Raw genomic sequence first — 20,872 nt, 5'->3', positions numbered from 1 at the left:
ATTGCGTTTATTCCTGAACGATTAACCAGGAATAAACGCCCAGAGCCCGACCATAACGGCAAAACTGGCACTAATCAGCACGCCCGCCGCCGCAACATCTTTAGCCTTGCCAATTAATGGGTGCGTATCTGGCACAGCGGCGTCGGCCAAATACTCCAAAGCACTATTAAACGCCTCGGCCATCCACACCAAGGCAATCGCGGCAAATACCAGTATCCACTCCAGGCCACTCAAACCGGTTAACAAGCCCAGCGCCAGAACACACGTCGCTACCACCAGGTGAATACGCGCATTGTGCTGCTCTACCACTAAAATACCCAAGCCATTCAAAGCGTCGCGCAAGCTAGAAAAACGATCTAATAGTTTAAATTGACCGTTGCGCCGACGACGTTCAGTTTTTGCTCTCATCGCGGTACTATGACTCCCTCATAAATTCACAGATATTCTATATGCCAACATTCAAACATATCTCACCACAAGACGCCCAAGCAATGATCGCAGCGGGAAATTGTCAGCTTGCCGATATTCGCGACGAGCAATCATTCGCCAGCGCCCATATCCCGGCGGCCACCCATTTAGACAATCAAAGCCTGCAGCAATTTGTCGAAGCCGCTGATCCAGATCAAGCGCTCATCATCTACTGCTACCACGGCAATAGCAGCCAGAGTGCCGCTCAGTATTTTGTCGAGAAGGATTTTACCGAGGTCTACAGCATGGATGGTGGCTTTGAGATGTGGCGCCAACTTTACCCAGCAATCACAGTTACAAGCTGAGTTGCAGCGGCATATTCGCCGCTGCCTTGCTGGGCAAGTCTTAGGGGGCCACGCAGAACACACAGAAGGCGTATACGCCGCGGCTATCGTTTAGCTGCAGCATCGACGACCACGCGGGCAGCGCACTATTCAGCGTGCTCACCAGCGGAGACGAGGTTTGCAATAGCTGTTTCACCAGCCCCGAACCCAATAGTAACTGCATCAGCTCTTCTTCTGGACTAAGCGGCAAGCGCAGCACTCGGCTACTGTCGTCAGGTAAACCCGCTAAAGCCGCCGCCGATGCCACAGCCTGCTTCAATCCGCCCAATTGATCGACTAAACCCAGCTGCTGTGCGTCTATACCACTCCACACTCGCCCTTCCGCTATCGGTTCAACCTGTTCGATTAATTTATTTCGCCCGTCCGCCACAATACCAATGAATCGGCGATAACCGTGCTCAATACCCGATTGAATAGCTCGCTCTAAAATAGGGTCTAAGGGAATATCGGGACGCAATTTTCCGGCTACCGCGCTAGTTCCAATACCGTCGGTACTGATACCCAATCCCTGCAATAATTCATCTACCGTAGGAAAGGCGCCGAAGATACCAATAGAACCCGTTAAGGTCGCGGGCGTAGCCCATATCTCGTCTGCACCGGCCGCAATCCAGTAGCCGCCTGATGCGGCCATGCTACCCATTGACACTACCAGTGGCTTACCCGCCTCTTGTAACTGAGTCAGCTCTGCGCGAATCACCTCAGAGGCGAAAGCCGAACCACCACCACTATCAATGCGCAATACCACCGCTTTGACATCCTCGTCACGCCGCGCCTTGCGAATCAAATTCGCCAGACTATCGCCGCCAATAGTACCCGCGGGCTGTATGCCGTCAACGATATTGCCACTGGCAACGATAATACCAACCCCAGCGGGCTTACTCGGCCCAATGCTTTGGCTTAAGGCGAGATAATCGCGATAATATATATGTTTGTAGCTACCATCTTTATCTTCGCCAACCCGCTCAACCAGCATCGCCCGCAGCGATGGCCGACTGACAATGCCGTCCACCAAGCCGAAATCCAGTGCCGCTTGCGCTGCATCACCGTCAACTTTGGCCATTACCTCATCGATATGATTAACATAGTACTCAAACTTTTCGGCGGTCAGCCCGCGTCGGCTAGTCACTGTGTCGGCATATACCGTCCATAGCTGGTCTAGCCACGCCTTGTTAGACTCTTTTGCCGCATCAGACATATTATTGCGGAGCAAAGGCTCCACCGCTGATTTAAAGCTACCTACTTTAAAAACATGGAAGCGAATTTTCAGCTTATTGATCGCGTCTAAAAAATAGTTGCGGATCACGGCAAAGCCTTCAATACCGACCCCACCCATATTATGGACAAATATCTGGTCGGCAAAACTAGCGAGCAAATATTGATCTTGGTCATAATGACTGGCGGTCGCCACGACGGTTTTACCACTGTCGCGAAAACGATCAATGGATTCCGACAACTCCATGGCCTTGCTTAAACCGATATGACTAAGCTCGTCGAGCTGCAATAACATAACTTCAATGCGCGGATCTTCAGTCGCCAACTCGACGGTTTCAATCAAATCACTGAGCAAGGTTTCCGAAGGTAAGCCGCTGGCGCTGAGCTGCGTAAAGGCATCTACAGCCGTAATTTGATCGACCACCACCCCTTGTGGAGCAACAATTAAAACCGCGCCATCAGGCACGCTAACATGCTCAGAGCTAAGCAAAGCGGTGAGTACTAGCGCGACAAAAACCACAAATAGGGTATTGATAAACCAACGCCGGGTGCCATCAATAAAGGCACCAATGCGTGAGAAAAAGCCTCGTTTTTTTACCTTAGTCATTCGCCTGACGCTCCTTCCGGCTGTTTCGCTTTCAGCATTTGCGCCTGCCAGCGAATAAATATCGTCGCGCTACAAAACAAGATCACCACAACCGCTAGTTCAATATAATTAAACCAAATCACATACGGCGACATCGCCTCGGTTACCGCCATGGCAAAATACATTAATATTGCAAAGCACAGCCACGCAATACTGCGAAGCTGATGTTTAAATACGCCATAGGCAAACAGTAATATTGGTACGGTGCGAATCAACCAAATACTAATACTTGGCTGCCGCCCTTCCTGCACCCACACCCATGTTCCGAGGGTTAAGCTCAGTAAAAAAGCGATATAGCTCATTTTCATTGCCAGCGCCGCAAATCGCGCACGCTTTTCAATAGCGGTCATGTGTACCTCAAGATTGCAGTTTTTTACTTAATTCCGCCACACGTCGGCCCAGTGCCGCAGCTAATTCAAGTTCAGTGGGATCTACGTCGCGCCCGGTTTGGCCCGCTACGTGTGAGGCGCCATAAGGCGTTCCACCACTTTGCGTTGTGGTTAAAGCGGCCTCGCTGTAGGGTAAACCGGCGATCAGCATACCGTGATGCAATAAGGGCATCATCATGGTTAGCAATGTGCTCTCCTGCCCACCATGCATACTTGCACTCGAGGTGAATACCGCCGCAGGCTTACCAATCAGCGCACCGCTCATCCACAGGCTAGACGTACCGTCGAGAAAATACTTTAAGGCCGCGGCCATATTGCCAAAGCGCGTCGGACTCCCCATAAGCAGCCCGGCACAATCGCGCAGATCATCTTCACTCGCGTACAAATGACCGCTATCGGGAATATCTTCTGCGGTGGCCTCGCACACGGTAGAAACTGCGGGCACGGTGCGAATTCTCGCCTCAACACCCGCTTGCTCTACCCCTCTCGCAATCTGCTGGGCCAAGCGTTCAGTGGCGCCGTGGCGACTGTAATACAATACCAACACATAGGAATCACTACTCAACAAATACGTCCTCTCAAAGCTTGGTGGTGACAGCGTTAATCAAGCAAGGCCAGCACATTTTCTGGGGGGCGGCCGAGAACAGCGTGGTCACCCTTGACCACGATAGGTCGTTCGATCAACTTAGGTTCGGCAACCATTGCGGCAATTAATTCAAGATCGGTTTTAGCGGTATCGGCCAATCCGAGGGATTTATAGGCATCTTCGCCTTTACGCAGCAATTGCCGTGGACTAATGCCGAGTTTGGCAATCAACTGTTTTAGCACTGTCGCTGTCGGAGGAGTTTCCAAATATGCGACAATTTGGGGTTCAATTCCACGATCCGTGAGTAGCTGCAAGGTTTGTCTAGATTTCGAACAACGTGGATTGTGGTAAATGGTATAATCGGACATGCGCACTCCAGCGTAATAACTCATCTCTTTTATAACGCGGCAGTATACACCGCCTAGCCCTAGGCAGGACCAGCATTGAGTATTTACATGAACACAAGCCCAATTAGATCACTTTTTTTTCTGATTTTATTAAACCTAAGTGCCTGTGAGAAACCCGATTTTGTCACGGCTGACGGAACTCAAGGTCGCTTCGATCAAGGTAAATGGGTGCTAATCAACTATTGGGCTACCTGGTGCGGCCCCTGCCGCGAAGAAATTCCCGACCTCAATGAATTTGCCAAAGACAATGCCGATATACAGATTTACGGTGTTAACTATGACGGACTCGAGGGTGAGGCGCTTAGCGCCGCAATTGCAGAAATGGGCATTCATTTTGCGTCATTGCGCAGCGACCCTGCACCGCAACTGGGTGTACCGCGGCCCAGAGTACTTCCCACCACCTTATTGCTTAACCCCAAAGGCGAACTCGTCGCAACGCTCACCGGCCCGCAAACCATTGCTAGCCTGCAGGCCACAATAAAAAAGGCGGCAAGCACTAACTAGCCCGCGTCACGACGTACAAAGGGCAATGTCTGTTCAGCATTGCCGGGGTTTAAAGAAGAAAAGATTTTAGTGCCCGATAAACTGCAGGGTGATTGAGCAAATCCATATGGTTTATGCCCTGCCCAAGCCATTGGCGCTCGAGCGCAAAACCAAGGTCTAAGCTGGGTTTTTTGTGGCGTCCAAAAGCACTGCTCACCGCAACCAAGCCATCACCCACTACATTATTGACAATGGGGTTCGACTCAATCGACGTTGTGGCGGCAATCGCATAGCAAGCCACTCCCTGCGGCAGCCTTGTCGGCACGCGGGTGTCACCGAGCCGATCAAAGCGATCACCAGCACTCCAATCGTCATCGACAACATTGCCGTAACGCAAATCGGTAATGCCGCTGCTGCGAATTCTCGCCAAGCGCGAAAATGGCGAGCTGTACGGCGTGCTGTCTAACAACACATCAATCCAATTTCCGCCGCGTTCCAACGCTGCGCCATGATGCGGCGTACCAAGAAACACTATCTTTTGTAATTGGCTGGGCCAGCGCTGGGCTTGGGCGCTAGCGTAATGGCAGGCACTGCGCGACACCAAACCACCCATGCTGTGCGCAACAATATAAAATTCGGTATCGGGCTGACCGTATTCGCTAAGCAAGGCCATCAGCTCAGCTAATGCGCGGCCATTTTCAGAGGTATGCAAACCGGTGTTGTAGCGCAGATACAACGGCGTAAAACCCAGCTCGTGAGCCAAAGCCTTACCGTGATTGTGGCCACGTCGGGTCCACTGCTGATCATTCATACACAGACCGTGAATAAATATAGCTATGCGTTTTCGGTTCTTCAGGAGGGCTTTTAACTCGGCATGATCAAGAGCCACGCCGTCTCGGCAAAAAGCCATCGTAATCGCTAAGGGGTTACTGTTACGGTGAAGGTGATCTCCGAGTACCCCATTCAAAGCAGAAACCGCGGCAGCGCGGCCAGGCGCCCGGCGCTTACCGGTATCGGTATGTGTTAAATGCGGAATCAAGGCATCCAAGCCATTGCCAATCGCGCCGTTTACCTGACGAATACTGCGATACACAAAGCCGCTAATACCGCGAGTACGCTTACTCTGCTGAGCATCACTGCCCTCACCAGCCACGTCCTCATCACTCAAAATACCGCCCAAGGTGACAATCGCGTGATGCAGCCCCTCGGCGATGTCACTTACCCCGGCGACGGCATCAACGGCGAGACGTCCTGCGCCTAACAATTCACTTGGTAGTTTATGGTCTTCATTCAACATAACGGTTCTCCATCCCGAAACCCAATAACGGGAAGCTTAGCGCATGACACTACACCGGCCAGCGGCCCTAAAACATTGGCCAAAAAACATATTTGTTTGGCGTTTCAGCCTGCGTGCTTAGATTGGATTTTTACTGAGGAGGAAGAACTCGATATCAGGCGAACCAGTAGCCGACAATAGCGGTGAACAACATCGCAAGTGCACCCCAAAAAAAGACCCGTATCGCAGCGGTCAAGATCGGCGCACCACCCGCACGAGCTGCTAAAGCGCCAAGCAAAGCAAGGGATAGCAGCGCGCTAGCAGGAACCGCCCAGATGACCTTACTCAACGGCACCAAAAACACAACTAACATTGGAAGCAAGGCGCCCACAACGAAACTTGCCGCCGAGGTAACCGCCGCCTGAAAAGGCTTGGCAGTGTACTCCTCTATAATACCCAGCTCGTCCCGCGCATGGGCGCCAAGGGCATCGTGATCCATTAATTGCGTGGCCACTTCCGCGGCAAGATTTTCATCCAAGCCCCGCTCAACATATATCGCCGCCATCTCCGCATGCTCATGCTCAGGCTCTTCTGCAAGCTCTCGGCGCTCCTTCTCCAGATCTGCCCGCTCAGCATCTGACTGTGAGCTAACCGACACATACTCGCCAGCGGCCATCGACATTGCACCGGCCACAAGACCAGCCATGCCCACTAAAATAATATTGCTCTGACTGCTGTTTGCCGCAGCCACACCAACAATCAAGCTGGCGGTAGACACAATGCCGTCATTGGCACCAAGTACCGCGGCGCGCAACCAATTAACTCGATGTACTCGGTGTCGCTCAATGTGCCTCATCGCTCACCATCGTATTAGTCCACCTAGACACTGCAGTTAAATTGTGATTTCGGTTTAAATACCTACCAATCAGGTGGAAAACTCGCTTACTGCTAAACGCCAATACTTGCCAGTTTCACCATAATATCTTTTAGTATTCCGGCAACAGTTGGATGATCCACTTCAAAATTAGAGACCAAATCCTCTAATCTGTCCTGAATGCTTGAGTCTTCCAATACGAACTGTGGACCGACTCCTAATTCGCGATCAATATCGTCGACTAAGGCATGCAGTTTTGCGCGATTATCTTGATCAACAGCAAGCCCATCTATCTCGGTCTGAAGGCGCAATAACTGTTCATGTAATTGTTTCGGATCCATACATCTCTCCCAATAAACTCCGCCAGCATAACAAATACATTGAAGCTTCACATGCTGCAATAAGGAATGACCGCTAAGTGACTACTTACGACCAAGCCGCTCAGTTAATATTCGCGAAAACTAGTTACGCATTACCCGAAAATTCCTATAAGAATAGCCCAAGTGAGCAATACAACAAACCTAGAGAATATATGGGGATACCAGAGAAACTAGTGCACACTTCGTCGCAATAGGCGCCGCGTTTCCTGCTCACACGTTAGCAGTAAATCCGCTTCTCCGGCGGCGTCATAATGGCGAGTCAGCATTTGCAGCGAGATCTCGATATTGCGCTGCAATGGTAATTCCGCGCCCTGAGGACTTCGTAGAATTGCCATCAAGCGATGGTGAACCTCTAATAAGCAATGCCGCTGCAATTGGGCTTCGCCGCAATGACGTAAGCACTCCGCTAAAAAGTGGCCCGACAGCATAAAACGATCCAAACTAGGTAACAACGGCACCGCATTGCGCTTGAGCAGTAAATCACTCAATTCGTAGCTAGAACCTAAATACTTCAATGCGACCAACCACTCTTTATTACTAAAGGCCTCGCGGCCCGCTTCCATCCATTCATCCCAGCGAATTTCAGCCACTGCCTGACTGCGCTGCAGCTGTTGTCGGTGAGGTTCACACAAAAATCGCATTGCCATAATCGCCATCCTTAAATATTGATACCGAATTCATACTAAATGATAATCATTATCATTTAAAGAGGAAAGAGGCCTCCCGTCAAAAAGGTCAGCGTGCTGAGCGGATTTATCATTGACCCACAAGCCCGGAATCGCGACGCTAACTGCCATTAAATAGGTATGGTTCAACATTCGCGCACGCAGAAAAAGGATAACGAGATGGCTATACAAGATTTGTTTTCACTTCAGGGCGACGTCGCCATTATTACGGGTGCCGGCCGCGGCATTGGAAGAGCGATTGCAATTGCCTTTGCGCAGGCTGGCGCATCAGTAGTCTGCGCTGCCCGCACACAAGCCGATATTGATGACACGGCAAGGCAATGTCGGCAAAGCGGTGGAAGCGCTTTAGCCGTCGCCTGTGATGTCAGTAACGAAGAGGATCTCGCCAAGCTGGTGAAAGCCTGTGTCGATGAGTATGGAAAAATCAGTATTCTTGTCAATAACGCGGGTGGCGCGTATCCAAATGACCCGCTAAAAACTGACGCAAAAACGTTTAATCGAGATTTTAATTTCAATGTTACCTGCGCGCTCAGCCTCACCCAGCTGTGTCAGCCGCAGTTATTGGCCAACAAGGGCAATGTAATTAACATTACCTCGGCGGTAGCACGTTACGCGCAAGCCGGATTTAGTAGTTACGGCACCGCAAAGGCGGCGCTCACACAGCTCACAAAATTACTGGCCGCCGACTTCGCCCCAAACATTCGCGTAAACGGCGTGGCCCCCGGCACCATCCTAACTGAAGCTTTGGGCCAATTTCTAAACGAAGAGATACAGGAAAAAATGACGGCGCTCACGCCGTTAAAAAGTTTGGGCCACCCCGATGACATTGCTGCTGCCGCGCTGTATTTAGCGTCACCCGCCGCCCGCTGGGTTAGCGGTAAAATCATTGAAGTAGATGGCGGCGCAGAATCTACCACCTGGCCCTTTTAGCGCGCTGCTAAACGCAAATACTGCGCGCGGCCTTGCTGCAATTCGCGGCACGGCCATTGTGGTAGTGTTCCAGTCCGTGTTTATAATTGTCTCTAAATTGTTTAGTGATCAACTGGAGATGTATGGACTCTAAAGAAATTCAGCTACTTATTGCCGAGTATGCCCCAGACGCCGCCGCGATTGGACTTCGCGCTGCCGGTGCACTGGCCATGATACTTATCGGCTATTGGGTAGCCAAGTTTGTATCTGGCATTATTAAAACCGCCATGACCAAGCGCGGTATTGACGCAACGCTAACCAGTTTCATCGGCAAACTGGTGTTTTTCATCTTGTTTGCACTCGGCGCAATTCCCGCTCTCGCCCATGCGGGCATTCAAACAGCCTCAGTAATCGCCGCACTTGGTGCTGCAGGTCTTGCTGTTGGTTTAGCGCTGCAAGGCTCACTCGCAAACTTTGCCGCAGGCGTGCTGCTGATTGCCTTCCGTCCCTGCAAGGTCGGTGATTGGGTCGATGCCGGCGGTTGCTCAGGTACCGTTGAAAGCATTAGCCTATTCTCCACCATTTTGCTCACGGGCGACTACAAACGCATTGTGATTCCCAATTCAAAAGTTATGTCGGATGCGATCACCAATTACAGTGCCATGCCCCGCCGTCGCATTGATTTAATTGTGGGAATTTCTTACGATGCCGATATGCGCCTGGCCAAGGAAATTTTGCAAAATCTGGTTGAGGCTGAGCCCCGTATACTCAAAGACCCTGCACCAACAATCGCGGTAGCAGAGTTGGGCGATTCGTCGGTGAACTTAGTATGCCGTCCGTGGGTAGCGACTGGCGACTACTGGCCGACCCGCTGGAAATTAGTAGAAGACCTAAAAAATGCCTTTGATACCGCCGGTATTGGTATTCCCTATCCGCAAATGGATGTTCACTTCCACAAAGAATCTTAATTCCATTCACCGTCTAAGGACCACAATGATTAATTTAACCACGAACAAGGTGGCCGTCATGGCTGCCTTGTTAGGAACAAGCACAGCTTTTGCACAAACAGACCCAGCAAGCAACCCAAAACTGTGGAAGGGCGACGTCGAATTCGGCTATTTCCAACTGGAAGGAAATAGTGAGGAATCGAACGTCGCTGCGAAAGCAAACGGCAAGCGCGTTAATGGTCAATGGACCTACGACATTGCTGCCGAGGCACAAAATAGCGAAGCCGCCGGTATACGCTCGGCTGAAAAGTACGCCATCAACAACCGGCTTGCTTACGACTTTAGTGAGTTTAACTACAGCTTTGGCTATGCCTCAGCCAACAAAGACCGCTTTAGTGGCTATGTGTACCAAGCCACCATCGCCGGTGGTTACGGTAGACGGTTATTAAAAACCCCAAAAATGACTTGGGACGCTGAAATCGGTCCTGGTTTTAGAATCAGTGAATTTGAAACGGGCAGCACAGCCGGTGACGGCCAGGTCTCAGAAGCGATTCTGCGATTGTCTACCGACTTTGCAGCAGCGGTATCTGAGACCGCCACCTTTGAGCAGAAACTCACAATGGAATCTGGCGATGAAAATACCGTTAGCAAGTCTATTACGTCATTGAAAACCAAAATTGTTGGCGGTCTGGGCCTAAAGCTCAGTTACACCATGACCTACAACGAAACCGTGCCAACAGGCACGGTGCATATGGATCGCGAAACGGCTGTTACCTTGGTCTACAGTTTTTAACGGATGGATCTCGGTAAAACCATCAGGCGCCCTTATGGCGCCTACGCAGCTTGCTATTAAGCAAGCTGGCGCTCTAAACCCAGCTTATCAAGCACACGTAATTTACCGTAGGCCAGCTCGATAATACCCTCTGTTTCCAGCCGCTTTAATTCCCGACTTATCGCCTGCCGCGATACCCCCAACATTTTCGCGAGATCCTCCTGCGGCAAATGCACATCAATCAAGCGGCCGTTACCACCGTCGTCAATACCGTAAAATTTTAACAACTCTAAAATCCGCTGCGCCAAACGCTCCGCCAACGAGAACAGCGCCGCACCTTCAACGTAACTCAAGGCCAAGCGCAATTTTCGGCACAACATAGGAATAAAGTATTGGTACAGTTCAGGGCGCGCTTTGAGCAGGGTATTGAATTTTTCGCGAGGTAAGTACAGTACCGCACAATTCCCCACCGCGAAGGCATCATGACTGCGCGGCAAGCCGTCAAAGAGCGAGATCTCGCCAATCCAGTCGCCGGTTTGAACCAGCATTACCAATAACTCCTTGCCGTCCTTACTGGTGTTACTAAGGCGAATTCGGCCTTTAATAACACCAAACAGACCATCGCCCTCGTCACCTTGGCTATAAAGCCGTTCACCATCAGCAAGCTCGCGCACGGTACTCACTAACATCAATTGCTCAACCACATCACTGGGGAGGCCTGACAAAAGTGGATTTGTACTGAGTATTTGATGCTTATCTATCACCACGATCTTCCTTCACAAGCTACACTCTTTTTGTCCATTATCGTCGACACTGTCATCTGCTTGACAGATTTTAGTGCTCAACTCGACGCAAAATGGACTATAGCTTAACAAGCCATTGAATAACCCTAATAACGCGATGAGGCACAGCAAAATGACAGCATCTCTAAAAAACCAAGTTCCCGATGCCGAGTGGCAATTGCGAGTCGACCTCGCCGCTGCTTATCGTCTAATGGCTATGTTTGGCTGGGACGACTTGGTGTTCACCCATATCACCGCGCGCATACCTGGCCCAGAGCATCATTTCTTGATTAATCCCTACGGCATGATGTTTGAAGAAATAACCGCCTCGTCACTGGTTAAAATCGATCTTCAGGGCAATAAAGTGGCGGACTCGCCCTACCCGGTGAATCCCGCCGGGTTTACCATTCACAGCGCCATTCATCAGGCCCGTGAAGACGCTCAATGCGTGATGCACACCCACTCGTTAAACGGCGTCGCCGTATCGGCCCAACGCGAAGGCGTGCTGCCACTGTCGCAACAAGCCACGTTGGTATTGGCCAGCCTTGGCTATCACGATTACGAAGGTATTGCGCTGAACGAGGAAGAGAAGCCAAGATTGGTCGCCGATCTTGCCGACAACACCTTTTTAATGTTGCGTAATCACGGTTTACTAACCGTGGGCGCCACCCCCGCCGACGCATTTTTATCCATGTATATTTTCGAAGCGAGCTGTATGATCCAAGTAAAAGCACTCGCGGGCAACCGCGAACTCATCCCCATAGACCCAGCCATTGTCGACGGGGTAAAGGAAGCGGCCAAAATCGTTACCGGTGGTTTGTTTGGCGGCCTAGCCTGGCCTGGCTTGTTGCGGAAACTCGACCGCCAAAACCCAGGCTACGCCGACTAATCTGCACGTAAAAAGGAGGATAATATGTCTACTAGCACAAATGAACTAAAGACCTTTACCAGCTTCGCCGAATTTTATCCCTACTATCTCAGCGAGCACAGTAATAAGACCTGCCGCCGGCTGCATTTGGTGGGCAGCATTATTGTTCTTTCAGTCCTGTTCACTGCTGTAATCAATCAGCAATGGGCACTACTCTGGTTACTCCCGATTATCGGTTACGGCTTCGCATGGGTAGGTCATTTTTTCTTTGAGAAAAACAAACCGGCAACCTTCAAGAACCCGCTATACAGCTTTATTGGCGACTGGGTGATGGCAAAAGACCTACTAATCGGGCGCATACCACTTTAATTGCAGAGCCAGAACTTCGATATTGCCAGCAATATCCATTATGATGTGACATTACTACGGAATAATCACCCCAAGATCTCGTAAACAGGGGAATAATAATGATCCGAGCAAATGTCATACGACATCTTTTATGGAGCTTGATCTGCTGGGCCTCAATGAGCCCGCTAAGTAGTTTTGCCAGTATTGATGGCTTTCAAGAGCGATATTTTGCCGAAGTCGACGGCAGTACGTGGACCCTACAACTCACCTCAAGCCAAACATTTCAACGCCGAGTGACCGCCAAACTGCAAATGGGCAATGCCAGAGCGCGCTATTTATTAATAGGCAATGTCGACGGCAAGCATATTAAAGGCAGTTGCCAGACTCCCATAGGAAGCAGCCAAGCGGCCGAAGATCTGCTTTTTGACATACAGCGTATCGATGAAAGTCACATTGAGCTCAGTTTAACCAACGCCTCTGGCAAAAGACTCAGCAAAACCATTCTCAGCACTGACATCCAACAAAACCCTATTGATACCGCGATTCTAGGCACGTGGTACTCGGTTGCCGAACCCGGTGCTAGCAGCAACAATCCCTATCTTGGCGAAGAGTGGGCAATTCATTTTAGCGAAAACGGCAAACTCTGCGAATCAATATACTTGGTCGACACTCGCACACGCAAAAACCATCGCGATCCATGCACCACTCCTTCCTCGCAACGTTGGAAAGCCGTTGACGGAAAGATTTACACCGCCGCTGATGAAGATTGGCAATTGGAATTTAACTATCGATTAATGGGTGGCCGCCTCGTCGTCAGCTATCCAGGCGGAAAGCGACGGGTAGCCAATTTTGCCGAATAATTTTTACGGCGCGCTAATAAGTGCCAACAATTCTGCGCCACTGTAATCACGGCGCCCGCCTTGTTCAGCTTCATGGACCAAGGCTTTTAAACGCGAGTTTGCGGGTGCAGTAAGGCCCTGCGCCATTGCTAAGCTAATGACTTCGCCATTAAGCCATTCCACTTCTGTCTTACGACCCCGCTCCAAGTCTTCCCACATCGAGGAACGTGCCATTGGGTCAATGGCTAGCATGGGTTGCGCAAGCCGTGTAAATACAAAATCCGGCAAGGCGAGAACATAGGGTAAATACGATGTTGGCACCGCTGTTAATCGTTGCAAGGGAATTTCCGCCGCGGCTATTGCCGCCAAGGCCTCGCGCTGCAATAAACCCAAACAACGGCGATAGGCGCGATGCGACAGCTCCGCTTTTAACGGCAAACCAGACAATGCATTAATTGGGTTGTTCAGATTCAATAATAATTTGGACCAGAGCACTGAACGCATATCCATCTGCGTTTCAAAAGGCGTACCACTAATCTTTAAAGCTTCGCCAAGCGCGCTCATCGCCGCGGCAGCTTGAACAATAACAGCACCGTCTGTGCCAGCATGAAAACAGCCATTGCCCATGTGTAGGACGTTAAAGGCAATCATACCGGCCAACACCGTCGTATCAGGCATTGCTTGGTGGAGTATCGTCGCGTTTGCAACCCCATTTTGTAGACTAATGACCGTCGTCCCAGCTTGAATAACCGGCGCCAGCTGTTCAGCAATGGCCGCTGTATCACCAGACTTAACCGTGACGATGACAATGTCTTGTTTTGGAAGGTCAGTAAGTTCAGTGTAGAACTTCACTTGTTGAGCGGGTATGTCATGTTTTAAACCACGGTAGTCGCTAATCCGCAGGCCATGTTCAGCCAGCTCCGCCGCCATGCGCTGCCGACCTAAAAAACACACGTCGACGCCACCCATTTGCAGAGCCCCGCCAATATAACAACCAATACTGCCCGCCCCCACAATACCCACACGCAATGCCATGTCTGCCTCTTTCTTAATTTATTATTCTAAAATTGTGTGCGGTCAACGATATTGAACGCCTTAATAATGATAGCTCAATTCCATACCAATGCTTCGGGGCTCGCCCCACACCACGGCCCGATCAGCGTGTGGTAGATTATCAATCGCGTATATCTCGTATTCTTTGTCGAGTATGTTTTTACCCCACAATGCGACGCTCACTTCGCCACTAGCAAATTCTAATTCGGTAAGACTCAAGCGCGCATTCCACAGTTGGTATGAACGCATGATGGTTAAGGCATTTTGCACATCGCCGCCGCCCAAACGCGTGTCCATAAAATTGGTATTCACATTTAAATGCAAATTGGCTTTTGCGCCCTGCCAAACATGCCAATCAAGACTCGCGGTATAACTATTCTCTGGCGCTGCAGAAAACGCATAGCGATAACTTACGTCGTTGCCCTGGCTGTCACGAACCTCGGTTATTTCTGCATCAAGATACGCGTATTCCATGCTAGCCGCGATCTTGTCGCCCAGTAATACACTTAGGTCAAATTCAAAACCCTGCATGCTTGCGGTTCCAGCATTTAGCACCTTGGTGTCTGCAACCGTTCCGTTGAGCAAGAAATTCATTTGCATATTGTCGAAATCGGTCTGAAACACATTGGCATTTAAGCGCAAACGACGGTCAAGCCACTCACTTTTCATACCCAATTCCGTCGTAAAGGCCTTCTCTTCACCAAAGCCATCTGCAAACCCAACACCGTAATCGATACCATCGGACGCTGCGCCTTCATCGCCATCCATCTGTGGATCACGGGTATTAAATCCGCCACTTTTATAGGCCTCTACAGCCTTGGCATAAAGATTTACGGTCTCGCTTAATTCATATTCCACAATGGCACTAAAGGAATCATCCTTAAATCGACGTCGCCCAGACACATTGTTAAAGCGCCGATCACCCGGCAAACCACCTTCATTTAAGAGAGGGATGATCAATGGGCCTAGCAGCGCATTCTCCGCGAGGGCGGTTAAGGAAAAGACCTGTGGATTACCGATATCGGGAGAGTATTCAAAATAGACCTCGTCACGCTGGTTTTTGAGCGCGTAGCGATGGTCCCTAGAATGCCGCGCACCGAGAGTAAAATGCAGGGCATTATTGAGAATTGACGGCGTCCAACGCAATTGACCAAATAGCGCTGTCGCTTGATTCTCAACATCGTATTTTTGGCTAACGAAATTTGCGATGTAAACGTCTTCCGAGCCATCTACCAGAGAATAGAGCTGCAAATGCATAGGGCTATTATCTTCTACCGCCTTTTCTTCAAAATAATAGCCACCCACTACATACTCTAAACCCGCACCTTTCAGCTCGCCGCTAAACTGCAGTTCATGGGACTGCTGGTGCTGAGAAATGGTTGGTTTAACCAATGGCGTTGGGCCACCTGCTGCAGAATCAGCTGCGCTTCCATCGAAATAATTTGTATCTAGGCGGTAGTCAGCCGACCCTAAGCCGCCACCCAAATCAGTGTATGCTGAATCGAATAACTCCCGGTAGGCGCCAATATATTTAAACTCACCGACCGCAGTCGTAGCGTGGAAAACTAGGGAATGGCCTTCAATTTCGCTACTCGACGCTTCTAGTGGCGCCGTTGTGGCCATTGAACTAAAACGATGCTGACCAAATTTACTGCGCGCTTGCGCACTGCGCTTAATGGCCTCGGCCTGCCCCTTATTTCCGTCTTCTGAAGGAGGGTTTATTGCCTGAAACATATAGTTATACGACTCCATGTCAGAGCGATCATAACTGTAGTCCAGGCGCAGCTCATCGCTGATATGCCAAGCCAGATCAAAACGGGCGCCTTGCACTTCACTGTCGCCAAAATCGCCACCTGGCCCAGTATTTTCTATAAAGCCGTCACGGAGCTCAGCAAAATAGGCAAATTTAATAGCGAAGGAATCACTTAGTGGAATATTGATACTGGATTTACTGCGAAACAAATTGCGATTCCCCAGCCCTAATGTTTGCTTAAACTCCAAATTTTCAGTGTGCGGCCGTCGCGTCAGTAAATTAATTGCGCCGCCGGTGGTATTGCGACCGTACAAGGTACCTTGCGGACCCCGCAAAATTTCCATCCGAGCCAACTCAGCCACGTCCATAGCTGCGCCGCTGGAGCGCGCAATGTAAACACCATCTAGGTATAAAGCCACCGGTGAGTCTTGGGTAACTTGTACATCACCCAAACCAATACCTCGGATATAAACGCGCGGCGTGCCGCCATTGATAGGGAAAGGCTCAATAGTAAGACCAGGTACTTTGCTGGCGATATCCGCCAACCCGCTGATACCTTCTACTTCTAGGCGATCTTCACTAAATACCGTCAATGAAATAGGGGTATCTTGCAGAGACTCAATTTTCTTACCTGCGCTGACTAAGACCTCCTCAAGGCGGGCCTTATCCGCCGCGTAACTGGTGGTGCTTATAAACATCGTTACCAAACCTATGCCCAGCAAGGGCAAGCGGCGGCCATAGGGTTGGTAGCAAACATCCTGTTTACCAAGGCCGCAGCCTAGGTGCTTAATCGCTGTTAACATACTCTGCGCTCTACTCCCTGAATAAGTCTTTTATTGCGCCACTCTTTATCTGCCCACCAACAATACCATAGGCCTTGTAAGGAGCGGCGCATTTACCCGCCACGTCGGCATATTAGGGGAAATCCCAATGGCACTATGCCCGTCGCCAGACTATTATTTTACTTGCATGACCGCACAGTTTACGTCACAAAAACACATTGTCATCAAGTCGTAACTGTCAAAGGCGGAGTGCTTTCTATAAAATGCCGCAATATACACACTTAATAAGCGACGAGGCCACCCCCGCAATGTCTGAAGCGCATCAAACCGCACAGTCCAAATCCGAGCAAAAGCCGCCACTGCTGTGGATGCAGAGCATTTTATTTTCTAGCACCCTACTTATCGCCTTGATCGGCGTGCCTTGGTACGGATTTACCCAGGGCTTTAGCTGGAGCGGCTGGCTCGCCTTTGTTGTGATACTCGGCGCCAATGGCATGTCGATTACGGCCGGATACCACCGTTTATGGGCGCACAACAGCTATAAAGCTCATCCCCTGCTAAAAATTATGTTTGCCTTATTTGGCGCAGCGGCTACCCAGAACAGCATTTTAATCTGGGCTTCTGGCCACCGCCGTCATCATCGCCACGTCGATGACATTGACAACGACCCTTATTCAGCCAAAAAAGGCCTTTGGTATTCCCACATCGGCTGGATGCTAAGAGATTACCAAGCAAGCAGCGAGGACTTCAGCAACGCCCGTGATCTGCAACGCGACAAAATAGTAATGTGGCAGCACAATAATTACCTCGCCTTAGTGCTCATCATGAATATTGCGCCAGCGGTGATTCTCGGTTTTATCACCGGCAATATGTTGGAAAACATCCTGCTTGCCGGTGTGCTCCGCTTAGTGGTTAGCCATCACACGACCTTTTTTATTAATTCTCTGGCCCATTACTGGGGTCGTCGCCCCTACACCGATGAAAACACAGCCCGCGACAACGATTTTCTGGCGCTGCTCACCTATGGTGAGGGCTACCATAACTATCACCATATTTTTCAAAATGACTATCGCAACGGCATTCGCTGGTGGCATTACGACCCAACGAAATGGCTCATTAAGACCGCCTCGTGGGTCGGCCTAACCTGGGATTTGCGTAAAGTACCGGATTTTAAAATTCAGCGCGCGGTCCTCACCATGCAGTTCAAAAAAGCTGAACAGGCTTTGCGCAGAAGCAACGGCGCTGATGCCAAGCAGTTCGGCGCATTTCTTGAGCAGGAATACCTGCAGTTCTGTGAGCACTTGAACGATTGGAACGCTGTTAGCCAACGCTGGGTAGAAACCAAGCGCCACGCCATTAGCGCTCAGAAGGAAGCTCTGCAAGAAAACTTTGCTGACAGAAAAGAACAATTGCAGCTCAATTTACACAATGCCTGGGAGCACGCCACACTGCGAACCCGACTTAAGGAGCTGGAATACGCGCTAAAAATGCAGCGCAAACGCCTGCAAATGCTTAGTGTGCAAATGGCATAAGACAACAAGACATAAAAAAAGACGCTATATGCGTCTTTTTTTATGTCAAATGCACCTTCGCTAATCTAGCCTACCGTTCACACTAAATGCTGGCGATACGATACTCCCGCGCCAGAGCAGGTCGGCATCCATACCAGACAATAAACTTGCCGTTTGATAGACCAAGTTAAAACGCTCATTGGCCGCACTCACTACCATCGCTGACGACGCACCACCACTGCGTTCCAATACATACCAGCGCGGCAAGCCCATATTAAACTCGACCCGATAAACCTCCCCTGGCGCCAAGTAAATAATATCGGATTCGCGCGTGACATAAGATGCGCAACTCTTATCGGCTTGGCTAAAGCTTCGCCCGGTGTCACCGAGCGACTGCAAGCTGAAGCCACAGTGCTTTTCATTGTCCGCAATGGCTAATGCGGCGTCTGATACATTTTGGAGACTAAGCACAATTACCGGACTACGCTGGGCAATGCTCGCACTATCCCAGCTCAGTGACGTACTTTGTGCCGTACTAGTAGGGTTTATTTGCTCTAAGGCAATCCCCAAACGTCCCCAACGATAGCCACTGAGTACGCTCACGCCATTGCTACCAACCGCGACCGCCATTTCCAAGGGTATTTGCATACCATCACGACCGCCGCGCCGCTTTTCGATGACTAGACCACTACCCTGCTCTACAAAGTATTGTTCAATACCATAAGCCACTGCAATTTGTCCGGCGAGCACGTCTCGAGTCACTCGGCCACGCAAGTACAAGCCAGACAAGGGCGCCTGATCACTCAGATAATCCAGCTCATAGACATCTTCCGGCCCCGCTTTGAGTGCCGCAAAAACGGCTGCGCCGCGCCGTAAAGTCGAGGCAGCAGCTCTGCCCCGATAACGACTGACATCCACGGTATTAAAACTGTAGCTCAGACGAACATAATCTCCGCGCATGGGATCGCGCGGATCAACCGGTGCTGTGCGTAAGTAAATTTGTTCTCCGCGCTGGCGGACCCATTCCCGCTGTCCCGCTAAGTAGCCAAGCAAGCCAAGCTGACTCAACACTAGCGCCACAATTATTCCTTTACGCACGGGGCTTCTCCAGCTTACGACGAGTATTTTGCTTGGCGTAGCGCTGGCCAATCAAAAACAGCAGCAAACCCAGCACCAAAAATACGCTTGAGCGCGCGAGTAAGCTGTAGAACAAATCAGTAAATCGAGCAAAGGCAAGTACACTGAGCATAAAGCAGCCCAGGCCTAATATTTTACCGCGACCTTGTTCTGTACCTCGATACACGTACAACAAGCTATAAGCGAGAAATACCACGTTAAATACCACGCGGCCAAATCCCGTCATATCTGCCCCGAACATTGCAGGAACAACTGCGAGCAGCAGCACCCCGAGCACCAAGCCACTGTCTAACCAAGATTGCTTGTCCGCCGGGCGACTACCGCTTTTAGCCAGTGCCCACAACCACGCAGCCGACGCCAATACCAACGGCGCAAGCAAATGCAATAATCCGAAACCAGCCACCGCCGATATACCTTGCTGCGGCGGAACGCCAATAAAGCTGCCAATAAATACTAGCGGCAGCCAGAGCGCGCGCCCCACACTCTCGAATACATTCTTAGCCTCGGGATTAGCAAGCCCGACTGCGAGCCGCGCAAAAGCAAAATAACTCGCTACCAGCAGCAACAACACCGGCATCACAAACTGCTCACCAAAACCCCAAATACCAAAGACATAAGACAGCGGTAAGCTCAGCAAGACAATCGTCAAAAGACTATTAGCGCGCAGCCACCACGCTAAGGGCAATAGACAGAACATCAAGATCCAACTGGTTTGCGGCAACTGACGCTGAAACTCAAATGTTTCAAGTCCACTCCACATCACAAGTAGAACCGCCGCTAAAATGCCGTGAACTGCCGACGGCAGGGCCCAAGCAAAACTTAAGGCGGCGACAAACCACAGCAGAAAGCCGTCAGGGTAATGAGCATCAAAATGATATATTTGCGCAACAAGCCAAATACCAGCACCAAATAAGACGGTCCCGAGTAAATGTAAGCTCTCCCCTAGCTTGCGCTGTCGGTCGGCGCCATAAAGCGCCATACCCGCGCCGTGGGCCAATAATATAGAAACACCAATTACTGCTAGCTTGAGGTAGCGATGCATATCTGCCCAGTTATAGGCAAACAGTAGAATAACGCCCATGCCAAAAATACTAACGCCCAGAGCCGCAAATATAAGCTTGCCCCAGCGCCCGTCGCCCCCGCGACTTGTCCTAACACCACCGCGCCCATAGATCATGACGGGGTAGCGAGCGTAGAGTATCTTCGCTTGCTCGTCGCTGATAACACCTTCCCTTAGCCACTGATCGATTTCAGCGCGTAACCAAGGATTGTTATTGTCCATAATACTCCTGCAATCGGCTAAAACGCCGGACGGATAGATCCGTCTATCTGCCAAATGGTTCCCTATCAATAATACGCGCATTTAACGCGCAAGCCTAAAAGAGTAATTATCGGTACGGGCTCACCGCGATCTGTAGCA

23 protein-coding genes are annotated in these 20,872 nt (G+C 50.4%); 9 read left to right on the top strand and 14 right to left on the bottom strand.

What is annotated here, in order from left to right; all coding sequences use genetic code 11:
• Window positions 1-21: 21 nt before the first annotated feature.
• Window positions 22-408, bottom strand: coding sequence for a diacylglycerol kinase family protein (locus tag ABD836_RS12960; RefSeq protein ID WP_344936621.1), 387 nt, complete (start codon window positions 406-408; stop codon window positions 22-24).
• Between the two features lie 41 nt (window positions 409-449).
• Here ABD836_RS12960 and glpE point away from each other — a divergent pair, with 41 nt between their 5' ends.
• The gene (gene glpE / locus ABD836_RS12955; RefSeq protein ID WP_344936619.1) at window positions 450-773 is read left to right on the top strand and encodes a thiosulfate sulfurtransferase GlpE; all 324 of its coding nucleotides are present in this window, start codon (window positions 450-452) and stop codon (window positions 771-773) included.
• Between the two features lie 40 nt (window positions 774-813).
• On the opposite strand, the gene sppA is transcribed toward glpE, so the two are convergent.
• The 4 genes from sppA to arsC are packed head-to-tail and all read right to left on the bottom strand — an operon-like array spanning window position 814 to window position 4,013.
• On the bottom strand, window positions 814-2,631 hold the full coding sequence (gene sppA, locus ABD836_RS12950; RefSeq protein ID WP_344936617.1) for a signal peptide peptidase SppA: 1,818 nt from the start codon (window positions 2,629-2,631) through the stop codon (window positions 814-816).
• Complete coding sequence (locus ABD836_RS12945) at window positions 2,628-3,020, bottom strand: DUF2069 domain-containing protein (RefSeq protein ID WP_344936615.1); 393 nt, start codon at window positions 3,018-3,020, stop codon at window positions 2,628-2,630. The genes sppA and ABD836_RS12945 overlap by 4 nt, the downstream gene beginning before the upstream one ends.
• A 7-nt stretch (window positions 3,021-3,027) precedes the next feature.
• Complete coding sequence (gene wrbA / locus ABD836_RS12940) at window positions 3,028-3,624, bottom strand: NAD(P)H:quinone oxidoreductase (RefSeq protein WP_344936613.1); 597 nt, start codon at window positions 3,622-3,624, stop codon at window positions 3,028-3,030.
• A gap of 35 nt (window positions 3,625-3,659) precedes the next feature.
• Window positions 3,660-4,013 carry an arsenate reductase (glutaredoxin) gene (arsC, locus tag ABD836_RS12935; RefSeq protein ID WP_344936610.1) on the bottom strand — a complete coding sequence of 118 codons (354 nt, stop codon included), beginning with the start codon at window positions 4,011-4,013 and terminating at the stop codon, window positions 3,660-3,662.
• A gap of 87 nt (window positions 4,014-4,100) precedes the next feature.
• On the opposite strand from arsC, the gene ABD836_RS12930 reads away from it, so the two are divergent.
• Window positions 4,101-4,556, top strand: a complete 456-nt coding sequence (locus tag ABD836_RS12930) for a TlpA family protein disulfide reductase (RefSeq protein ID WP_344936608.1) — start codon at window positions 4,101-4,103, stop codon at window positions 4,554-4,556.
• A 49-nt stretch (window positions 4,557-4,605) separates the two neighbouring features.
• Here ABD836_RS12930 and ABD836_RS12925 read toward each other — a convergent pair whose 3' ends face one another.
• The 4 genes from ABD836_RS12925 to ABD836_RS12910 all read right to left on the bottom strand — a co-directional run bounded on the left by ABD836_RS12925 (window position 4,606) and on the right by ABD836_RS12910 (window position 7,712).
• Complete coding sequence (locus ABD836_RS12925) at window positions 4,606-5,832, bottom strand: PGAP1-like alpha/beta domain-containing protein (protein WP_344936605.1); 1,227 nt, start codon at window positions 5,830-5,832, stop codon at window positions 4,606-4,608.
• Window positions 5,833-5,986: 154 nt separating this feature from the next.
• Window positions 5,987-6,667, bottom strand: coding sequence for a VIT1/CCC1 transporter family protein (locus tag ABD836_RS12920; RefSeq protein ID WP_344936603.1), 681 nt, complete (start codon window positions 6,665-6,667; stop codon window positions 5,987-5,989).
• Window positions 6,668-6,759: 92 nt separating this feature from the next.
• The gene (locus ABD836_RS12915) at window positions 6,760-7,026 is read right to left on the bottom strand and encodes a DUF4404 family protein (RefSeq protein WP_344936601.1); all 267 of its coding nucleotides are present in this window, start codon (window positions 7,024-7,026) and stop codon (window positions 6,760-6,762) included.
• Between the two features lie 209 nt (window positions 7,027-7,235).
• The gene (locus ABD836_RS12910; RefSeq protein ID WP_344936599.1) at window positions 7,236-7,712 is read right to left on the bottom strand and encodes a hypothetical protein; all 477 of its coding nucleotides are present in this window, start codon (window positions 7,710-7,712) and stop codon (window positions 7,236-7,238) included.
• 198 nt (window positions 7,713-7,910) lie between these two features.
• Between ABD836_RS12910 and ABD836_RS12905 the strand changes: the two genes are divergently transcribed.
• From ABD836_RS12905 to ABD836_RS12895, 3 genes are all read left to right on the top strand, one after another.
• Window positions 7,911-8,681, top strand: a complete 771-nt coding sequence (locus tag ABD836_RS12905; protein ID WP_344936598.1) for a glucose 1-dehydrogenase — start codon at window positions 7,911-7,913, stop codon at window positions 8,679-8,681.
• Window positions 8,682-8,803: 122 nt separating this feature from the next.
• Complete coding sequence (locus ABD836_RS12900; protein ID WP_344936595.1) at window positions 8,804-9,628, top strand: mechanosensitive ion channel family protein; 825 nt, start codon at window positions 8,804-8,806, stop codon at window positions 9,626-9,628.
• A gap of 25 nt (window positions 9,629-9,653) precedes the next feature.
• The gene (locus ABD836_RS12895) at window positions 9,654-10,400 is read left to right on the top strand and encodes a DUF481 domain-containing protein (protein WP_344936592.1); all 747 of its coding nucleotides are present in this window, start codon (window positions 9,654-9,656) and stop codon (window positions 10,398-10,400) included.
• Window positions 10,401-10,456: 56 nt separating this feature from the next.
• Here the strand turns inward: ABD836_RS12895 and ABD836_RS12890 are convergent, their stop codons facing one another.
• Window positions 10,457-11,143, bottom strand: a complete 687-nt coding sequence (locus tag ABD836_RS12890) for a Crp/Fnr family transcriptional regulator (protein WP_344936590.1) — start codon at window positions 11,141-11,143, stop codon at window positions 10,457-10,459.
• A gap of 151 nt (window positions 11,144-11,294) precedes the next feature.
• Here ABD836_RS12890 and ABD836_RS12885 point away from each other — a divergent pair, with 151 nt between their 5' ends.
• The 3 genes from ABD836_RS12885 (at window position 11,295) to ABD836_RS12875 (ending at window position 13,237) form a co-directional block, all read left to right on the top strand.
• Window positions 11,295-12,050 (top strand): class II aldolase/adducin family protein, encoded by a 756-nt coding sequence (locus tag ABD836_RS12885; protein WP_344936587.1) that lies wholly within the window; start codon window positions 11,295-11,297, stop codon window positions 12,048-12,050.
• 24 nt (window positions 12,051-12,074) lie between these two features.
• Entirely contained in the window at window positions 12,075-12,398 is a 324-nt protein-coding gene (locus ABD836_RS12880) for an Mpo1-like protein (RefSeq protein WP_344936585.1), read from the top strand.
• A 155-nt stretch (window positions 12,399-12,553) separates the two neighbouring features.
• Window positions 12,554-13,237, top strand: coding sequence for a hypothetical protein (locus ABD836_RS12875; protein WP_344936582.1), 684 nt, complete (start codon window positions 12,554-12,556; stop codon window positions 13,235-13,237).
• 3 nt (window positions 13,238-13,240) lie between these two features.
• Here the strand turns inward: ABD836_RS12875 and ABD836_RS12870 are convergent, their stop codons facing one another.
• Window positions 13,241-14,251 (bottom strand): 2-dehydropantoate 2-reductase, encoded by a 1,011-nt coding sequence (locus ABD836_RS12870; protein WP_344936580.1) that lies wholly within the window; start codon window positions 14,249-14,251, stop codon window positions 13,241-13,243.
• A gap of 60 nt (window positions 14,252-14,311) precedes the next feature.
• Window positions 14,312-16,825, bottom strand: a complete 2,514-nt coding sequence (locus ABD836_RS12865; RefSeq protein ID WP_344936578.1) for a TonB-dependent receptor — start codon at window positions 16,823-16,825, stop codon at window positions 14,312-14,314.
• A 287-nt stretch (window positions 16,826-17,112) separates the two neighbouring features.
• On the opposite strand from ABD836_RS12865, the gene ABD836_RS12860 reads away from it, so the two are divergent.
• Window positions 17,113-18,336 carry an acyl-CoA desaturase gene (locus tag ABD836_RS12860; RefSeq protein ID WP_344936577.1) on the top strand — a complete coding sequence of 408 codons (1,224 nt, stop codon included), beginning with the start codon at window positions 17,113-17,115 and terminating at the stop codon, window positions 18,334-18,336.
• Between the two features lie 60 nt (window positions 18,337-18,396).
• On the opposite strand, the gene ABD836_RS12855 is transcribed toward ABD836_RS12860, so the two are convergent.
• Both ABD836_RS12855 and ABD836_RS12850 read right to left on the bottom strand, forming a co-directional pair.
• Window positions 18,397-19,413, bottom strand: coding sequence for a GDYXXLXY domain-containing protein (locus tag ABD836_RS12855; RefSeq protein ID WP_344936575.1), 1,017 nt, complete (start codon window positions 19,411-19,413; stop codon window positions 18,397-18,399).
• Window positions 19,406-20,734 (bottom strand): DUF2157 domain-containing protein, encoded by a 1,329-nt coding sequence (locus ABD836_RS12850; RefSeq protein ID WP_344936572.1) that lies wholly within the window; start codon window positions 20,732-20,734, stop codon window positions 19,406-19,408. Before ABD836_RS12850 ends, ABD836_RS12855 begins: the two co-directional genes overlap by 8 nt.
• Window positions 20,735-20,872: the final 138 nt, after the last annotated feature.

The organism is Zhongshania borealis, assembly GCF_039539625.1.
GTDB lineage: Bacteria > Pseudomonadota > Gammaproteobacteria > Pseudomonadales > Spongiibacteraceae > Spongiibacter > Spongiibacter borealis.
Note: the sequence above shows the minus strand (reverse complement) of the source record. Positions and strands in the feature narration are given on the sequence as shown.